This is a genomic window from Vibrio sp. B1ASS3 (genome assembly GCF_905175355.1).
Taxonomy (GTDB): Bacteria; Pseudomonadota; Gammaproteobacteria; order Enterobacterales; family Vibrionaceae; genus Vibrio; species Vibrio owensii.
This window is the reverse complement of the sequence record NZ_HG992742.1, coordinates 2,620,920-2,638,765: the sequence shown is the minus strand read 5'-3', so window position 1 is coordinate 2,638,765 and position 17,846 is coordinate 2,620,920. Positions and strand designations below refer to the sequence as shown.

The following is a 17,846-nucleotide window of genomic DNA, read 5'->3' as shown; positions in this document are numbered from 1 at the left end:
ATTTATGGGCATTGAAGTAAAAGCTGATCTTTGTGATAAATGCATTCATGGTTGTTAATTGTCACTATCGTTTTTCCGTCATCGGAACGTTTTATTTCTGGGTAAGCTTTGGCTCTTAGTACTTGTTCAAAGTCGTGCTTGTAATACAGTGCTTTCGCCGTTTCATAAAAGTTGAAGACTGTTAGCACCAGCAATGCTGCGAGTAGAAGGCACCATAAACCTTGGCTTTGACCCGTTTTGATAACACTCATTGGAAGCGTTTCTTGCTTCGGCTCAATTAGTGCTTCAGAAACCAACTTTTCTTGCTCAGCAGCAGCGAAGTTTAATGAATAGCCAACACCAGGGACGTTGATGAGAATCGATTTATCGTTATCTTCTAATGTGCGTCGGGTGCGATTTATCAGCTGCGGCAAGCTCTCTTGTGAGATATGCTCATAACCCCAAACCTGCTGAATGATCTCTTTATTACTGATCGTGTTTGGGTGCGCATCAACGAGGCAGTTCAATAACGCTTTTTGTTTATTGGTGAGCTTAACTGTGTCTTGCTCTTCTGTTTTGCCACTCAAAAGGGAGGGTTGTAAATAGTGAGTCGTCCTGTCCCATGTGAATTTCCCTAATACTATTCTATTGTTGTTTTTCATAACCAACTTATTTCGTATATCAGGCTGTTTTAGGGGAGCGAATTATAGGGTAATAAATACGGAAATCAACGCCTATATTTGCAATTTATTTAATCAAAGCGTGCTTTAAATGTTCAATTAATGATGCAATGTTAAACAAGTGTAAAGTCCTGTTTTTTCACTTATTCTCACGTTTTTTAATAAACTTTCTTTTTCTCTGCGTTAGCAAGATCTCCTACTAATTGGTTTGCTTTGTCACGAGTTCTCTGGTTTTGTCTACTCTTTTTTACTGTTTTTATTAAGAAAAATCTGATTTCGATTGCTCACAGAAAATTTATTTTTCCAATCAAAAAGCGTTCAAATTGAGAGATCAACGACAGCTTTAGAATAAACATTTTTGTCTATCGTAAAGAACGTTAAATTTTGTTGTATGTACAACATTGAATAATTATCATCCCGACTAATATTTGCTGACTTTTTATTGAGTCACGTTGTTTTAGTTAGGAAGAGAGAATTTTCATGACACGTAGAACCACGCTATCGCTCTTGATTGCGTCGAGCCTATTATTGGTCGGGTGTGAACAGAGCCAAGAAGGACAAGCGCAAGGTGGTCCAGCGCCGACACCAGAAGTGACGGTATTGACGGTAGAACCTGTTCGCCAAGCGCTAACAGTAGAACTGCCAGGCCGCAGCCGAGCGTTTAAAGAAGCAGAAGTTCGCCCACAGGTAACGGGTATTATTTCTGAGCGTAATTTTGAAGAGGGTGGTGTGGTTGAGAAAGGTCAATCGCTTTACCAGATCGACGATTCTACGTTCCAAGCAGACCTATTAAGTGCAGAAGCTGAACTGATCCGTGCTCAAGCATCGGAAGAGTCAACGTACTCAACGGTTCGCCGTTACCGTGCGTTGATCACCAAGAAGTCGATCAGCCAACAAGATCTCGATGAAGCAGAAGCGGCTTACAAAGAAGCGAAAGCGCAAGTGTTGGTAGCGAAAGCGAGAATCAACACGGCGAAGATCAATCTGTCTTACGCACAAGTGAAAGCGCCAATCAGCGGTGTGATCAGCAAGTCTAACGTAACGGCGGGGGCGCTGGTAACGGCAAACCAAGCGGCGACGCTAACGACTATCCAACAGCTAGACCCAATCAATGTTGATATCGTGCAATCTTCTGCTCAATTACTCCGTTTGAAAGCAGCGATGTCACAAGGTCATCTGCAAAAAGACGAATCCGCTCAAGTGACACTAACGCTTGAAGACGGTTCGACTTACGCGCACAAAGGCACCATGAAGTTTACTGAAGTGAACGTAGACGAAAGCACGGGCAGCGTAACGCTACGTGCAGAATTCGCGAACCCAGATGGCTTACTGCTACCGGGCATGTTCGTGCGCGCAACGGTAACAGTAGGTGTGGACCCTGTGGCGATTCTTATCCCGCAAAACACAGTTACGCGTGATGCAACAGGCAAAGCCTCAGTCATGACTGTGGGTGCGGACAACAAAGTATCTATCACTCCAGTGACGACGGCGGAGTCTATTGGTAACCAGTGGCGCATCACAGAAGGCTTGAAAGTGGGTGATAAAGTCATCACAACTGGTCTGCAGATGGTGCAACCGGGTAACCCAGTGACCATTCAATCAGGTGAGCAGGCATAATCATGGCACGATTCTTTATCGATCGTCCGGTATTTGCTTGGGTACTTGCGATTCTGACCATGTTGGCGGGCGTAATGTCCCTGTTCAACTTGCCGGTTTCTCAATACCCGACGATTTCACCGACCACGATCTCAATCAATGCCCGTTACCCTGGTGCTTCTGCGAAAACCGTAGAAGACTCAGTGACTCAGGTTATCGAGCAAAACATGACGGGTCTGGACTACCTACGCTACCTAAACTCAAGCAGTGATGCGTTTGGTAACGCAACCATTACGCTGACGTTTGATAGCGAAGCGGATCCTGATATCGCGCAAGTTCAGGTGCAGAACAAACTGCAATTGGCGATGACGTCGCTTCCGATGGAAGTACAAAGCCAAGGTATCATCGTAAACAAATCCAACACCTCATTCTTGATGGTTGTGGCGGTTTACTCTGAAGACCCTGAATTCACAGAAAACGACATTGGCGACTTTGTTGTTACCAATATTCAAGACCCGATCAGCCGTGTAACGGGTGTAGGTCAAGTGCAAGCGTTTGGTTCTCAATACGCAATGCGCGTTTGGCTAGACCCATTCAAACTGACTCAGTTCAACCTAACGGCAATCGACGTTGCGAACGCTATTCGTGAACAAAACGCACAGGTTTCTTCTGGTCAGTTAGGCGCAGCACCTGCTCAGTCTGGTCAGTTGCTTAACGCGACGATTTCTTCGGCAAGTCGTTTAACCAGCGTAGCTGAATTCAGAAACATCATTCTGAAATCAGAAGCGAACGGTTCGAACGTTTACCTGAAAGACGTGGCGCGTGTTGAGCGCGGCGCAGAAAGCTACGACATCAAAGGTCAGTACAACGGCTTCCCAGCGGCAGGTCTTGGTATCTCGCTCGGTACTGGTGCGAACGCGCTAGAAACGGCAGAAGCTGTAAAAGAACGCCTTGGTCAGCTAAGTGCGACTTTCCCAGATGGTTTGAAGATCGCTTATCCGTTTGAGACAACGCCATTCGTTGATGCGTCGATCAAAGAAGTAATCAAGACACTGCTTGAAGCGATCGTGTTGGTATTCTTGATCATGTACCTGTTCTTGCAGAACTTCCGTGCGACGATCATCCCAACGATTGCGGTTCCGGTGGTATTGCTGGGTACGTTCGCGATCCTTTACGCGACCGGCTTTAGTGTTAACACCTTAACCATGTTTGCGATGGTTCTGGCCATCGGCTTGCTGGTGGACGATGCGATCGTTGTGGTTGAGAACGTGGAACGTGTAATGCACGAAGACGGTCTCGATCCAAAAGAAGCGACGAAGAAGTCAATGGGGCAGATCACTGGCGCGCTAGTAGGTGTTGGTTTGACGCTGTCTGCGGTATTTGTACCGATGGCATTCATGTCTGGTTCAACCGGTGTTATCTATCGTCAGTTCTCTATCACTATCGTAGCGGCGATGACGCTATCGGTATTGGTGGCGATCATTCTTACTCCGGCACTTTGTGCGAGCTTGCTGAAGAAAGGCGATGCAGAATTTTCGGATAAGAAAGGCTTCTTTGGTTGGTTCAACCGTAAGTTTGATGCAGCAACGGCGTGTTACGAAGCGGGCGTAGCGAAAATGCTGAAACGCACTGGTCGTATGCTGTTGGTGTTCGCGGCAATGAGTGCGGGCGCAGGTTGGTTGTTCATGAACCTACCGACGTCGTTCCTACCGGATGAAGACCAAGGTACCGTGTTCTCAATGGCAATTTTGCCACCGAACTCGACTCAAGAGCAGACTGAAAAGACACTAGAGAAAGTCCGTAACTACTTCCTAGAAGAAGAGAAAGACAACGTCGCGTCAGTGTTCTCGGTAGCGGGTTTCAGCTTCGCGGGTCAAGGTCAGAACATGGGTATGGCGTTTATCGGCCTGAAAGATTGGTCAGAACGTGAAGCTCCGGGCTCGGATGCGGCTTCGCTAACAGGTCGTGCAATGGGTTACTTCTCAACCATTAAAGAAGCAATGGTGTTTGCGTTTGCACCACCGGCGATTCAAGAGTTGGGTAACGCGACTGGTTTCGACTTCTACCTACAGGACTCAACTGGTAACGGTCATGAAGCGCTTGTAGCGGCTCAATACCAAATCCTAGGTATGGCAGCACAAAACCCGAAACTGGTGGGTGTGCGTCCAAACGGTCAAGCAGATGCGCCGATGTACCAAGTTCATATCGACCACGTAAAATTGCGTGCGCTGGATGTGAGCATTAATGATGTAAACCAAATCCTAGCTTCGGCATGGGGTGGTGCGTACATCAACGATTACATCGACCGCGGACGCGTGAAGAAGGTCATGGTACAGAGTGATGCTGAGCACCGCATGCAGCCGAAAGACTTCGACTCTTGGTATGTGCGCAACTCACAGGGCGAAATGGTGCCATTCTCGGCATTCGCAACGGGTGAGTGGACCTACGGTTCTCCGCTATTGCAACGCTTTAACGGTCTACCAGCGATGAACATCCAAGGTGGCGCGGCTCCGGGCGTAAGTACTGGTGAAGCGATGGCAGAAATCGAAGCCATGGTAGAGAAACTGCCTCCTGGCTTTACGGTGAACTGGAACGGCATCTCTTACGAGGAACGTCTGTCTGGTAACCAAGCACCAATGCTTTACGCGCTGTCGATTCTGGTTGTCTTCCTTGTACTAGCAGCACTTTATGAGAGCTGGTCAGTACCATTCGCGGTTGTACTTGTTGTGCCTCTAGGTGTGTTAGGTGCGGTACTTGCGGTTATGACTCGCGGTATGGATAACGACGTATTCTTCCAAGTTAGCTTGTTGACCACTGTTGGTCTGGCAACGAAGAACGCGATCCTTATCGTCGAATTTGCCAAGGAATACTACGAGAAAGGCGCGGGCTTGATTGAAGCAACGCTGCACGCAGTACGTGTTCGTCTTCGTCCTATCATCATGACCTCGCTTGCGTTTGGTCTGGGTGTAGTGCCGCTAGCGATCAGTGCGGGTGTAGGCTCTGCGGGTCAGAACGCGGTAGGTACAGGCGTACTTGGCGGTATGGTAAGTGCGACCTTGCTTGGTATCTTCTTCGTGCCAGTGTTCTTCGTTGTGGTTGAGCGTTTGTTCGACCGCCGCGCAAGAAAAGAAGCACAAAAAGAGCAAGTGGAATCTACTTCACAGCCAACGGCAAGCCAAGAGTAGGACTTAGCGCTAAAGGCTAAGTTATACTATTGCTAATAAGTACAAGAAAAGGGCGCTTCGGCGTCCTTTATTTTTGGATTCAATTGGATAGTTTGGGTTTGAGGTTTAATTTTTACGTCATTCTGAACAGCGAGGGACGAGCATGATTCAGAATCTGCTCACTGAGTGCTGTGACTTGATGTGAAATATTGATTGAGAGCGTGTGGCAGTTAGATTCCAGATCTTGCTTAGGCTCGTCGGAATGACCGAGATTTGAGTGTTGAAAGAGATCCCCAACTCGCTCGTCCCTCGCTCTTGAGGATGACGGATGTAGGGTCTCTGAGGCTCATCAGAATGCTCGAAATATTGAATTGAGCATTTAGCTTAACAACGCGTCATTCCCGAAAGCGACGAAGGAGCGCAGTCGGGAATCTCTTGTAAACGCAGTTCTATCCAAATGAAAACAAAGCCGAAAGTAGAATAGGCAAGTATGAAAGATCAGAAGATTTCTCCGATATCCGTGTTGGATCAAAGCCCGATGTTTGTGTGCAGCGTGATGAACCGAACCTTCCGCAATCGTGCCCAAGCAGAGCTATCGCGTCAGGACTTAATGACGTTGGAAATGGCGAGTGCGTTGGCGGCGTTGGAAGAGTTTCAACCTATGAGCCAGCAAGAGTTGGCAGATGCGGTTCTAACGGAGCGAAGCGTAGCAAAACGCATGGTGGATAACTTAGAGAAACGAGGTTTTGTTAAAGTTTCCAAGAGCGAAACCAATCAGAGATTAAAGATTCTGACACTCACCAAAGAGGGTGTAGAAGCGGTACGCAAAGTGCACCGCATCATGACCAACCTCAAGCAAGATTTCTTCTCTTGTTTGACGGAAGAGGAATCTGACGAATTCTTCCGTTTGGTGCGTAAAATGACCTTAGCCAATCACGCTTAATTCTGCATTTCAAACGATGGCGAACCAATCAGCTTTCTGTGAGAAAACGGTTCGCCACTTCAGCTTCTTGCTTCTTCATCAATTGATGCGCGGTCAGCATGTGTTGTTCCATTACTTGCTTGGCTTTTGAAGCGTCACCTTTCCGCAATGCTTCCACCAGCGCACGTTGGCTTTGCACGCCCGTTTGCCACAGTTTGTGGTTCCCAGGTTCATACAATTTACGGTAAATCGTTAGCTCGGTAAGCATCTGTGCAGTAAAGCGAACCACAAACTTCAGCAGCTCATTGCCAGAGTAACTGGCTAAGAGGCTGTGAAACTCTATCGATGCAATGTGGTGTTCGCGCTCTTGATACACGTCTTCTGGTGGCGTTTGGTACTTATCGATTTGCTGATCGAGCGTAACAAGCTGTGTCTCCGTTAATGTGCCTGCCAAAGAGGCAGCGATTTCTGGTTCAAGTGACAAGCGGATTTGGTACAGATCAGAAATCGAAACATCTTTGAAGAACAGGTAGTTGCTTAGCAGTGCCTGAGCCTTGTTCTCACTCATCTCGCTAACAAAGACTCCGCCTTTTGGCCCTGTCTTGGTCGATAGAATGCCTTGTGCCTCAAGGATTCGCATGCTTTCTCGCACCGTGCTTTTGGAAGCATCAAAGGTTTCCATGACTTCGATTTCACTCGGCAGACGATCGCCGGGCTGCAAAGCTTGATCGACAATCCAAGTTTTGATCGATTCGGCCAGTTGTTGAGTTCTACGTCCTTTCGCGCTGCTTGCCACATTTTCCTCGCTGGGTTATCTCGCGGTATCTATTAAATTTTGAAGGAAATTCAAAGGATGTCACCTGTTTTCTGCCTTTCATTTTCTAAAAAACGAACACGGTTTTAGTTATGAAACCATCCGATTATCGATCGAATCGCACTCACAAAAAAGTCTATTTATCATGATAAATGTCTTTCATTTGATATTTATCATGATAAATTAAAAATGAACATGGTTAGAAATAGAGCGATTCAAGATGGAAAAATTTGTAGAAACGGCCAGTCTAGCGTGGGAATGGTTGGAAGATATTGCTCAATGCAGCCAAACCAATGACCCAGATAGCGAAGGCGTGACGCGTTTGTGTGCCAGTGAAGAGCACGCGAGAGCAAATGAAAAGCTACGCGAGTGGATGTTGTTGTCTGGCATGGAAGTGCGCATGGATAACGCGGCTAACCTTATTGGTCGTTACCACAGTCCGAACCCAAATGCGCAGACGCTGATCTTTGGTTCTCATCAAGATACCGTGCCAAATGGTGGCAAGTACGATGGTATTTTAGGTGTCATCCTACCTATCGCTTTAGTTCATTATTTCCATCAGCATAAATTTGAATTTCCTTTCCATATCGATGTGATTGCCTTCAGTGATGAAGAAGGCACGCGATTCCAATCGACATTACTTGGTTCAAAAGCCATTGCCGGAACGTTTGACCCGAGCGTTTTGGATGCACGCGATGCTCACGGTATTACGATGCGTGAAGCTCTGACTTCATTCGGTTGTCATCCAGAACTTATTGCGCAAGATGCTTACGACAAAGACAAGGTGTTGGGCTTTGTGGAGCTCCACATTGAACAAGGCCCGCAACTTGAGCAAGCGAATTTGCCTGTGGGTGTGGTTACGGCCATCACCGGTATCGAGCGCCATACTTTATCGGTTTTAGGTAAAGCTGGTCACGCGGGTACAGTGCCAATGGACATGCGCCAAGATGCGCTAGTTGGGGCTGCGCAGGTCATCCATATGTTTGACCAACTGTGTAAGCGTGAAGACAACCTTGTGGGTGTGGTGGGCAAAATTGCCAACTTCCCGAACGGTGTGAATGTGATTCCTCAGCAAACGGACATCACTATCGAACTGCGCTCACCAAATGATGCTTCTCGCATTGCAGCACGACAAGAAATGCTGGCAAACATCGAAACCTTAATGACGCAGTACAACCTTGCGTATCGCCACGAACAGACTTACGAGCAAGCGGCTGTCACTTGTTCTGATTCGCTTTCCTCGGCACTGACTCAGGCGATCTCGCTATCCAATATTGAAGCTAAGCACTTATTTAGTGGTGCAGGGCATGATGGTCTTGCGGTGTGTGAATTAACGGACATTGCGATGTTGTTTATGCGTTGCACGGATGGGGTTAGCCACCATCCAGATGAAGCGATTCTACAAAAAGATCTGATGGCCGCAGTCGAAGTGTTGAACCATTTCTGCATGCTGATGAAGCATCAATAACACACGAATAAAACAAGAGAGGGTGGGGATTCATCCTCTTTTTTACTTTTAAAACCAAGCTTTGGTTTTTGCTTGCAAACGTGATTGCTCAAACGAGTGAGCTTTCATTCCTATACTAAGGAGAGATTTTGTTATGGATATGACAAAGAAGATGGAGACGACAGAGAAAAAGGCTTGGTACAAAAGCATGCCGGACCCGATGGTCCTGATCTTTATGATTTTAGTGGCGACTTACCTACTGACCTTTGTTGTGCCTGCGGGGGAATTCTCACGCGTTGTTGTCGATGGCCGAACTACGGTAGTACCGAACTCATTTGCCTATCTGAATGACGTTCCTGCGGTGCATTTCTTTGATATTTTTGTCGCGATTCCGAAAGGTTTGATCAGTGCGGCGCCTTACTTGTTCATCGTATTTATTGCTGGTGGTTTGTTCCACATCTTGCAACGTACTGGTGCGCTAGAGAACGCAATCGGTGTGGCGGTAAACAAAGCAGGTGTGAAGAACCGTAATTTGATCATCACCATCGGCACCTTTATCTACGGCTTCTTTGGCGTGGCGGTAGGCTTTGAGAACAACATCGCACTTGTTCCGGTTGCAGTTCTGATTTCTGCAGCGGTTGGTTACTCCAGCCTTGTAGGTACGGTAATGGCAGTGGGCGGCATCGGAGTGGGCTTTGCACTGTCACCAATCAACCCTTATACCGTCGGTGTAGCTCAAGGTATTGCTGAACTGCCAACTTTCTCGGGCGCTTGGCTGCGTGCGGCGATGGTGATTTCCTCTCTTGCATTGTTGTCTTACTACATCTGTACTCGCGTAGCGAAGATGGAGTTTAAAGAACCAGATTCAGCAGAAGGCTTAAGCAAAGATCTATCGGAATACCATCTAGAGAAGAAAGACAAACTGACGCTGGGCGTATTCCTAGCTGGTCTTGGTGTGATGCTTTACGGTGTATTTGCCAATGGTTGGTACATCAACGAGATCGCAGGCTTGTTCTTATTGATGGCGATTGTGATCGGCGCAGTCAACGGTTTAAGCGCTAATGGCATTGTGAAGCAAATGATGGAAGGTGCATCGGGCGTAACCGCAGGTGCATTGGTGATTGGTGTTGCGGCATCGATTCAAATCATCCTCGACCAAGCGCAAATCATCGATACCATCGTTAACGCGCTAAGCTCACTGATTCAAGATATGCCGATTGCTATCTCTGCGATTGTTGCGAGTGTGGTGCAAGGTGTGATCAACCTATTCGTACCATCGGGCTCTGGTCAGGCAATGGTGACCATGCCAATCCTAATTCCAGTGGCAGATCTTACTGGCATGAGCCGCCAACTGATGATCACCGCATTCCAAGTGGGTGACGGCTTGACCAACCTTATCGTACCGACTTCTGGTGGTACGCTAGCGATGTTGGCACTTGGTCGCGTGTCTTACGAGCAGTGGCTCAAAGCCATCATGCCATTCATGGCGTTCGTTTATGTTCTATGTTGGGTAGCCTTGTTTGTTGGACAAATGGTTGGTTACTAACGCCTTTTATATTGAGAATCTATGACGATTTCACTTATACACGTTAACCCAGAAACAGGGTTATCGGCTTCCATTACAGCCACTGGCGGTGTTGCCGTCGGTGGCTACGTAAACCACAGTTGGCGTGGGATTGGCGCGTGTGCCACCCAAGGCTTGTTTACTAATCCTTGGTATGCCGATAACGCTAAGCGATGGTTATCCCAAGGGCTTTGTTGCCATGATGTGGTTGAGCGTTTGAAAGAGGGCGATGCTGAATTTGCTAAGCGCCAATGCATGGTAATGGATAAACATGGTCATGCGGCGTTTATCAATGGTGAAGAGAACATCGCGCACGTGGGTTCTCTTGCTTTTCAAGATCTCGCGGTTGCAGGCAACATGCTAGAAAGTGACGAGGTTATTGAAGCATTTGCGGATTCATTTATGGCTCAGACAATGCTGAATGCCGATCAAGTGAGAGCAGGGGACAAACCCCAATATCGTGATGATTACGAGGCAAGTTTAGCGGAAGTGCTCATAACTGCACTAGAAGCCGCGTTGGAAGCAGGTGGCGATAAGCGCGGTACGTATTCCGCTTCGCTTCGTATTGAAAGCTACACGCAAGCGCCGATTGATATTCGCGTTGATTGGTCTGACGATAGCTTGATTGAAGATATGAGAAACGTACTGAGCCGCGTACAAGCGCCGAGCTTCCAAGAGTTTCTCAACGGATTACCGAATCAATAAATCGATAGTTTTTCTGAGATTTGTTAAGAGACAAAAACAGAAAAGCCGAACAGCGTATCACTGTTCGGCTTTTTCATATCTTAACGAGGCGAGGGATAGTACTTCACTTCGTAGTTCAAGTGGAAGCGGCGACCCGGTGCGTTGTAGTAACGTGAGTTGTTACGCTCTGATTGCGCGTACGCCGTCATGTAGTCTTCGTTGAATAGGTTTTCAACAGCGAAGCTTAACGTACCGAACGGAAGATCGTAGTCCACACCAGCGTTTGCAACGAAGTAGCTGTCTACTGCGTATTTCGCGCCAGAAGTGATTTCATCTTCTTTATCACGGTTGCCTGAGTAAACCAGCGTCATGTTGTAGCGACCGAATTCGTAAGCGTCGTAACTAATAACAGACGTTACTTTCAATGGTGCGATACGCGTGCCGTCTAGTGGTTCCCAGCCGCTGTCTTCGTTAAGTTTACGCTCACCTTCTTGCCAAGAGATTGTGCTGTCTGTACGAAGGTTAGCAAGAATGCTGTAACCAAGCGTTGCTTCCGCACCCCAAACTTTTTCTGGTGCACGAGTACTTTCTAGCGCATCGCCGGCTTCGTTTACGTTCAGCGTCGAACCTAGGTCAGATTCGCTGTAGAACGCTGCAAGAGAGTAGTCCGCTTCACCAAGGAAGCCGCGCACACCCACTTCGTAGTTGTCAGTAGTAATTGGCTTGATAGCACCTTCAACTGTTGAGCTGTTACCAGAACGAATGTCACGTAGTGCTTCGTTCGTTGACATACCTTGCGCGAAAGATGCAAACAGCTGGTGGTTGTCGGTCAGATCGTGTGTCACACCAATGTTGAATAGGAACTCGTCAAAGTACGGATCACCGCCTTGAACTTGATCACCTGCATTGTTGTGCGTGTTACCTACCGTGAAATCATCCACGCTTAGACGTACGTACTCGTAACGGATACCGTAAGAAAGAACCGTGTTATCGCTTACGTCAGTGATGAACTGTGCGAATGGTGCGATAGCAAACTGCTCTACATCCGGTGTGTTGTTGTAGAAACCGACGCTGTTTGGCTGTTTGAACGACTGTTGTTCAACGTCCATACCCCAAGTCACGAATGCCCAATCAATTTGGCTAGAGATGTTGGCTTTCACGCCGAAACGATCAAAATCTGTCTCGTTGTGGCCGTATAGTGTTTCACCAAAGGTTGGAGAATTTGGGTTCTTGTCATTCATCGCAAGCGTGAACGTTTCAGTATCTTGAGCCATCCAGTAACCCGTTACATCTAGCATACCTAGGCTAAAGCCCAGATCTTGGTAACGCGCTTGGTAGTTAGCGAACGTACGTGTCACGTCATTTGGTTTTGCGCCATCTTTGCCTGCAACGCCGTTGTTGTAACCTGGGCCACAGTGAACCGCTTCTGCAGGTTTGCCGTTGGCCGCGTCGCCATTCGCTGCACACCAGCCGTCGTTGTCAGTGATGTTACGAACGCCAACAGTCAAAGTTAGTGAACGATCTTCGTCGATGTTACGGTTCCAAACGCCGTTTACGTTTAGGTTGTCCATGTCATCTTCGTTGTTTACCGAAGGTAGGCGGTCACCATTAGCATCGTAGCTGCCGCCACGTTGCTCGTAACCCAGACCTAAACGCCATTGATCTTTTTCATCACCGCCTGTTGCCTCTTGGTACACGTTCCAAGTGAACGCATCGCTACCAAACTCTTGGAAGCTTGTGCCAACTTTAGTGCGGTATTCTACCGCGCCTTCTTCTGGCATTTTGGTAATCACGTTGATGATACCGCCCTGTGCGCCAAGGCCGTATACCGCAGAACCACCACGGATAACTTCGATACGCTCTACGTTCTGCGGATCAATAGCCGACAACTCTTGGCCGAAGTCTAGGAAGCTGTTGTTTTGTGCAACGCCGTCAATCAATAGTAGAACGCGACGACCACGGATTTGGTTTTGACCTTTGCTGCTAAGGTTACCGTGAACAGAAGTACCCATACCCGGAACCAACGTTGAAAGCACATCGTTGATGCTGCGGCTTTGGTTTAACTGAGATTGAAGTTGTTCTTGATCGATAACGGTCACAGAGCGAGGAACGTCGTTAAGCAGCTGTTGAGAACGGCTTGCGGTAACAACCATTGTTTCCATTGCTTGGACTTCGTCGTTACTTTCTGCTGAAACGCCGAAAGATGAAAGAGTAATTGCACTTGCCACTGCAATATTTAGCTTAGATAGTTTGAGTTTCATAACTTCCTGCAACTAAAAGTTGTCTTTTATAAACTTGTTAATAAATCGATTTAGCTAGCGATTATTGAGCACTTTGTAATTGCGTGGTAGTCTAGCACGCAAAGAAGTAATGTAAATATCAATAATTATCATTTGTCATCTAATGAGCAATTTTACTGCAGTCGTTATCATTTCAATAATTAGCCAAATGCTGTCTATTCAGCTTGCTTATGCAAGTGGATTAAACGCATCAGTTGTCGATGATCTAGACCATACGATATCGATGTCGAATGTGACCCATTTTCCGCGTGTTGCAAGCGTGTCTACTTTTGGTGCAGAGCTAGTAATGGCAATGGGTGAGAAGCCTGTTGGTGTATCCGATTATCCTGGTGGTTTTCCTCCTTATCTCTCTGCTTTAAATGACGTGTCAAGTCTTGGTAATCGTTCAAGAACCAGCTTTGAAGCTTTGTACGATGTTAAGCCAGATTTGGTCGTTGGTTTAGGGCGAATGTTAGAGCCTTACTATCAGCGCTTCGTCGAAATCGCACCGCCTCTCGGCTTTGATTTGATTACTTTAGAAGACAGTTTTTCTGCAGTAGAGCGTGCAAGCATGGCAATGGGGCGAGAAGAGCAAGGGAAATCACTAAACATGTGTTTTCAGGCTTTTCTTGATGAAATGCAATCAAAGCTCGGTAATAGACAGTTTTCTGGTTTGTTTTTGACAAGTGCAGGCGTCACTCCGCGAGCATACTACTCACACTTTATGTCCGTCGCTCTTATGGAAAAATTGAATATCCGAAGTGCGAATGGTGACTCGCCGTACGCGACGAAAACGCCTTTTTCTGGGCAAGTGGGTCTTGAGTGGTTGGTGAAACTCGATCCCGATGTCATTTTCATGTACCAGAACGCCGAGCCACAATTTACCGAATCGAAAATTTGGCAAAGCCTAAAAGCGGTGAAGAACAATCGAGTTTACTTGGTTGATATGACATGGCGAGAGCCAGAAGGGCCGCTTTCACGAATTTGGGTTGCGATGGATATCGCCCACAAAGTGTATCCCGATCTTTTCCCTGCGCCTTCTGTTGAACGAGTTTATGAGGTGATCAATGGCTCATGCTCTTAGGATAACCAAACCAAGTGCGGTGATGGTTCGCAGTTTGGCGACGGTTTTGCTGCTAGCAGTGGTTTATGCGTCTTTGTCGAGTGGCATTTACCATTTTGATGCACAGCAAATCCTGGCGTTTTTGATTTCTGATTCAAGCAGCCAAGCAGCGTTGGTGTTTTGGGAATTGCGTTTACCTCGTACCTTGATCGCACTCTTTGGTGGGGCGGCGTTGGCGGTATCCGGCTCGCTCATGCAAGACATCGTTCGCAACCCGTTAGCGTCTCCAAACCTGACCGGTGTGATGTCTGGCGCAGCGCTTAGCGTGTTAACAGCGACCATGTTCTTGCTGCCACTGCCAACTTTGTTTTGGGGGATTGTAGGTGGGTTGCTTGGCGGTGCCATTACCTTATCCATCAGTTGGAAACAGGGCGTCACACCAGCGCGTTTGGCGTTAGCTGGTATTTCCGTGAGTGCGTTTTGCCAAGCAGCGGTAACCTACATTCTTCTGTCGGATCGCGTAGACAGTGAGTCACTGTTTTTCTGGTTAACGGGCAGTAACGCAGGCGCGAATTGGTCGGTGTTTACGCCGCTTGTTTATACCGTCATTCCTGCGTTTATCTTGCTTGCAGTGACACATCGACAGCGTAGTTACTTACTGCTGGATGACACGGTTGCTCGTGGTCTAGGTATCGCGATTAACCGTTATAGATTGGCGTTTGGCTTTGTCTCTGTCGTGCTTACTGCGGTTGCGGTTGGTGCATTTGGCCCTGTTGGTTTTGTTGGCCTTGTCGCTCCTCATCTCGCTCGTATGATGGGGTTGGGACTTGGCGGTGCAGCTTTGATTGGTGCGGCACTTGTCACCGCAGCGGACCTCCTTTCTCGAACCCTGCTTATGCCGTTGGAAATTCCTATTGGCGTCATTACCGCGACTTTAGGTGCGCCTTGGTTTCTTATGTTGATTGTTCGTAAGCTGAGAGGGAATTAATGAAAACGCGTTTCTTATCCCCTTGCTTGGCATTGCTGGTGTTCGCTCCTGCACTGTTTATCGCTTCTAACCCAGAGCTTAGACAAGCAGGCGAGCTGTTTATTACTCATGGTACTTACCACCCATTTTGGTCGCTAACCCTACCAAGGTTTTTGCTGGCGATAATGGCGGGTATGATGCTGGCAGTATCAGGCTTATTGCTGCAAACCACCCTTAAAAACCCGTTGGCAGACAGCGGTATTTTAGGTGTGAACGCTGGTGCTTCTCTTGGTGCCGTTTGTGCGATTTTGCTACCTGCTTGGTTTAATTGGAATATCACCACAGAAAGCGCGTTGCTGCTGTTTTCAATGGCGGGTGGTTTGCTCAGTGCGATTCCTGTTTTGATCGTGAGCCGAATCGGAAATACCAGTCTCACTCTACTCACAGGTGTGGCGATCACGGCGATTCTTGGTGCGTTGAGTTCGGCGCTGATCTTCACTATTGGTCAGGGTAAAACCGATATCGCATTGCAATGGATGGCGGGTGGTATGTATGGCCGAGGTTGGGAGCAAGTAAGTTATCTTCTGCCTTGGTTCTTGGCCTGTTTAGCGTTCATTGCTTTGGTGTATTTGCCACTAAAATGGGTACGCTACGATGACGCGATTTTGCGTGGTATTGGTATCAACGGTGCTTTGCTGCGTTTGGGGATTTTATTAGGTACGGTATTTATTACTGCACCTGCCGTTTCAGCGGTTGGGCCGATTGGTTTTGTGGGATTGGTGATTCCGCACATTGCACGTTTGCTCAGTGCGAATGATCCTTTGCGAACCATGTCCACGACTTTGATTTTCGGCGCTGGCTTCCTCGCTCTTTCAGATGTTTTAGCCAAACACTTACTGTTCCCAACCGAAATTCCAGCGGGCGTGATTACCGCACTGCTTGGTGTGCCATTTTTCCTCTTTTTGTTAAGGAAACACTCATAATGACCCTATCTTCAAAAGGGCTTGAAGGGCAATCGCTCACTTCAGGCTACAACGATACGATGATCTTGAACGATGTGAACATCCGTCTTCAAGAAGGTAAGGTGACGGCGTTCATTGGCCCAAATGGGTGCGGTAAAAGTACGCTGATGAAGACCTTAACCGGTGCGATAAAAGCGAAAAAAGGCGACGTGACTTTTAAAGGTAAAGCGCTTAACCAATGGAAGCTTAAAGATCTCGCTAAGCACATTGCGATTCTGCCTCAACATCCTACGGCGCCAGAAGGTGTCTTGGTCGAGCAGCTTGTTGCGCTTGGCCGTGTTGCTCATCGCAAGTGGTATCAGGGCAACAGTGAGCGTGACCAAGAAGTGATTACTGAATCGCTTGCTTCTGTCGGGTTGGCTGGTTACGAAAAGCGTGTAGTGAGTACGTTGTCTGGCGGTGAGCGTCAGCGCGTATGGCTAGCGATGTGTTTGGCGCAAGAAGCGCAGTGGTTATTGCTGGATGAACCAACCAGTTATCTCGATTTAGGTCACCAACTCGAGCTACTCGAAGTACTCGATAAGTTGAACAAGGAACGCAACTTAACCATCGTTTATGTTCTCCATGAACTAAGCCAAGCTGCACAGTTCTGTGATGAATTGGTACTAATGAAAAAAGGTCAGATCTTAAAACAGGGAGCGCCTTTGGATGTGCTCACTGAATCGACCCTTGAATCGGTGTTTAAAGTGGAAGGAAAAATGGAAGTCATTGATGGCTACGTTTACTGTTTACCAAAAGCTTATGTTCGTGAGGAAGTGCGTTAATGGAAAGCCTGTTTAATCAGTTTCGTACTTTGGTGGCTTTGCCTGAGAATGTTAAAGCGCTGAGTGTCAGCGAGCAGCAAGCCATCTTGAATCGACACGAACCTTTCTTCCGCTTACGTTTTGTTGAACAGCCGAAAGGTATCAAAGCCAGTGAATGGTTTGAGCGTGAGTTTCCTGCAGTTGTGCAAGATTACGCTGATTCTATTGAGGCGAAATTGCCATTTGCTGTGCCGATTTGGCAGAAAGTGTTCAACGCGATTTTGCTGACGTCGCTGGTCGGTCACCGTGTGGTGTTTGATCGCGTGTTGCAATTAACACTCGATGATCTGTATCTGACCATTGGTGAAGACCATCGTGTTGCAAGCATTGAGGTGTCGAGTGCAACGCCTTTCTTTGCTCTTGAGGCTGGTAATGAAAACGCGATGCAAGTGGAGTCAGAACTGGCTTTAGATGAGAAACTTGCGCAAGTTATTACGACGCTCTCTGAGCCATTGGTGCCGTTGTACAAAAAGCAGAAAGTTAGCCCGAAAGTGTTTTGGGGAAATGCCTTGTACGCGTGTGATTTGGCGTTTTCTAAACTTGCGCATCAGCCATTAGCCGATGACACGGTAGAGCTAGACGTGAAAGCGACATCAAAGTGGCAGCAAAACCTATTTAACGCCGTAACACCAAAAGGCGGTGAGTTAAACGCAGTGAAAAAGGTGACCTTTAATGGCTTTCAAAAGGTCTACGTGAGACGAGAAACGTGCTGTCTGAAATACAAAATTGAAGGTAAAGAGAAGTGCTCAACCTGTAACTTGCACGATTCAGAAATCCAAGAAAATATCATGCGTAACAAGCTGCTTAGTGCCATTGCATAGCTTTGCCTGCAACGGTTGTTGATATACCTTCTCTCATTGGC

The 17,846-nt window shown here is 47.4% G+C and carries 14 protein-coding genes; 11 read left to right on the top strand and 3 right to left on the bottom strand.

Annotated elements, in window-relative coordinates; translation table 11 throughout:
• Window positions 1–2: 2 nt before the first annotated feature.
• Window positions 3–641 (bottom strand): winged helix-turn-helix domain-containing protein, encoded by a 639-nt coding sequence (locus KJB05_RS12015; protein WP_199483475.1) that lies wholly within the window; start codon window positions 639–641, stop codon window positions 3–5.
• Between the two features lie 498 nt (window positions 642–1,139).
• On the opposite strand from KJB05_RS12015, the gene KJB05_RS12010 reads away from it, so the two are divergent.
• The 3 genes from KJB05_RS12010 (at window position 1,140) to KJB05_RS12000 (ending at window position 6,362) form a co-directional block, all read left to right on the top strand.
• The gene (locus tag KJB05_RS12010) at window positions 1,140–2,276 is read left to right on the top strand and encodes an efflux RND transporter periplasmic adaptor subunit (RefSeq protein ID WP_020195666.1); all 1,137 of its coding nucleotides are present in this window, start codon (window positions 1,140–1,142) and stop codon (window positions 2,274–2,276) included.
• A 2-nt stretch (window positions 2,277–2,278) separates the two neighbouring features.
• A complete protein-coding gene (locus tag KJB05_RS12005) occupies window positions 2,279–5,440 on the top strand; it encodes an efflux RND transporter permease subunit (RefSeq protein WP_208444188.1) in 3,162 nt (1,053 codons plus the stop codon).
• Between the two features lie 469 nt (window positions 5,441–5,909).
• Window positions 5,910–6,362: a MarR family transcriptional regulator gene (locus KJB05_RS12000; protein WP_005437051.1), complete on the top strand. Its 453-nt coding sequence runs from the start codon at window positions 5,910–5,912 to the stop codon at window positions 6,360–6,362.
• A gap of 28 nt (window positions 6,363–6,390) precedes the next feature.
• On the opposite strand, the gene KJB05_RS11995 is transcribed toward KJB05_RS12000, so the two are convergent.
• On the bottom strand, window positions 6,391–7,137 hold the full coding sequence (locus KJB05_RS11995; protein WP_038896368.1) for an FCD domain-containing protein: 747 nt from the start codon (window positions 7,135–7,137) through the stop codon (window positions 6,391–6,393).
• Between the two features lie 238 nt (window positions 7,138–7,375).
• Between KJB05_RS11995 and KJB05_RS11990 the strand changes: the two genes are divergently transcribed.
• The 3 genes from KJB05_RS11990 (at window position 7,376) to KJB05_RS11980 (ending at window position 10,871) form a co-directional block, all read left to right on the top strand.
• Window positions 7,376–8,623 carry a M20 family metallo-hydrolase gene (locus KJB05_RS11990; RefSeq protein WP_208444187.1) on the top strand — a complete coding sequence of 416 codons (1,248 nt, stop codon included), beginning with the start codon at window positions 7,376–7,378 and terminating at the stop codon, window positions 8,621–8,623.
• A gap of 133 nt (window positions 8,624–8,756) precedes the next feature.
• Entirely contained in the window at window positions 8,757–10,148 is a 1,392-nt protein-coding gene (locus KJB05_RS11985; RefSeq protein WP_005437061.1) for a TIGR00366 family protein, read from the top strand.
• Window positions 10,149–10,169: 21 nt separating this feature from the next.
• Window positions 10,170–10,871 carry a DUF1028 domain-containing protein gene (locus KJB05_RS11980; RefSeq protein ID WP_208444186.1) on the top strand — a complete coding sequence of 234 codons (702 nt, stop codon included), beginning with the start codon at window positions 10,170–10,172 and terminating at the stop codon, window positions 10,869–10,871.
• Window positions 10,872–10,951: 80 nt separating this feature from the next.
• Here KJB05_RS11980 and KJB05_RS11975 read toward each other — a convergent pair whose 3' ends face one another.
• Window positions 10,952–13,111 carry a TonB-dependent receptor gene (locus KJB05_RS11975; protein WP_213053079.1) on the bottom strand — a complete coding sequence of 720 codons (2,160 nt, stop codon included), beginning with the start codon at window positions 13,109–13,111 and terminating at the stop codon, window positions 10,952–10,954.
• Between the two features lie 142 nt (window positions 13,112–13,253).
• Between KJB05_RS11975 and KJB05_RS11970 the strand changes: the two genes are divergently transcribed.
• Genes KJB05_RS11970 through KJB05_RS11950 form a run of 5 tightly spaced genes read left to right on the top strand, consistent with a single transcriptional unit; the run spans window position 13,254 to window position 17,805 of the window.
• On the top strand, window positions 13,254–14,213 hold the full coding sequence (locus KJB05_RS11970) for an ABC transporter substrate-binding protein (protein WP_208444184.1): 960 nt from the start codon (window positions 13,254–13,256) through the stop codon (window positions 14,211–14,213).
• On the top strand, window positions 14,197–15,180 hold the full coding sequence (locus KJB05_RS11965) for an iron ABC transporter permease (RefSeq protein ID WP_208444183.1): 984 nt from the start codon (window positions 14,197–14,199) through the stop codon (window positions 15,178–15,180). Before KJB05_RS11970 ends, KJB05_RS11965 begins: the two co-directional genes overlap by 17 nt.
• Window positions 15,180–16,142, top strand: coding sequence for an iron ABC transporter permease (locus KJB05_RS11960; protein WP_208444182.1), 963 nt, complete (start codon window positions 15,180–15,182; stop codon window positions 16,140–16,142). Before KJB05_RS11965 ends, KJB05_RS11960 begins: the two co-directional genes overlap by 1 nt.
• Window positions 16,142–16,945, top strand: a complete 804-nt coding sequence (locus tag KJB05_RS11955) for an ABC transporter ATP-binding protein (protein ID WP_009705685.1) — start codon at window positions 16,142–16,144, stop codon at window positions 16,943–16,945. The genes KJB05_RS11960 and KJB05_RS11955 overlap by 1 nt, the downstream gene beginning before the upstream one ends.
• Window positions 16,945–17,805, top strand: a complete 861-nt coding sequence (locus tag KJB05_RS11950) for a (2Fe-2S)-binding protein (protein ID WP_208444181.1) — start codon at window positions 16,945–16,947, stop codon at window positions 17,803–17,805. Before KJB05_RS11955 ends, KJB05_RS11950 begins: the two co-directional genes overlap by 1 nt.
• Window positions 17,806–17,846 lie beyond the last annotated feature (41 nt).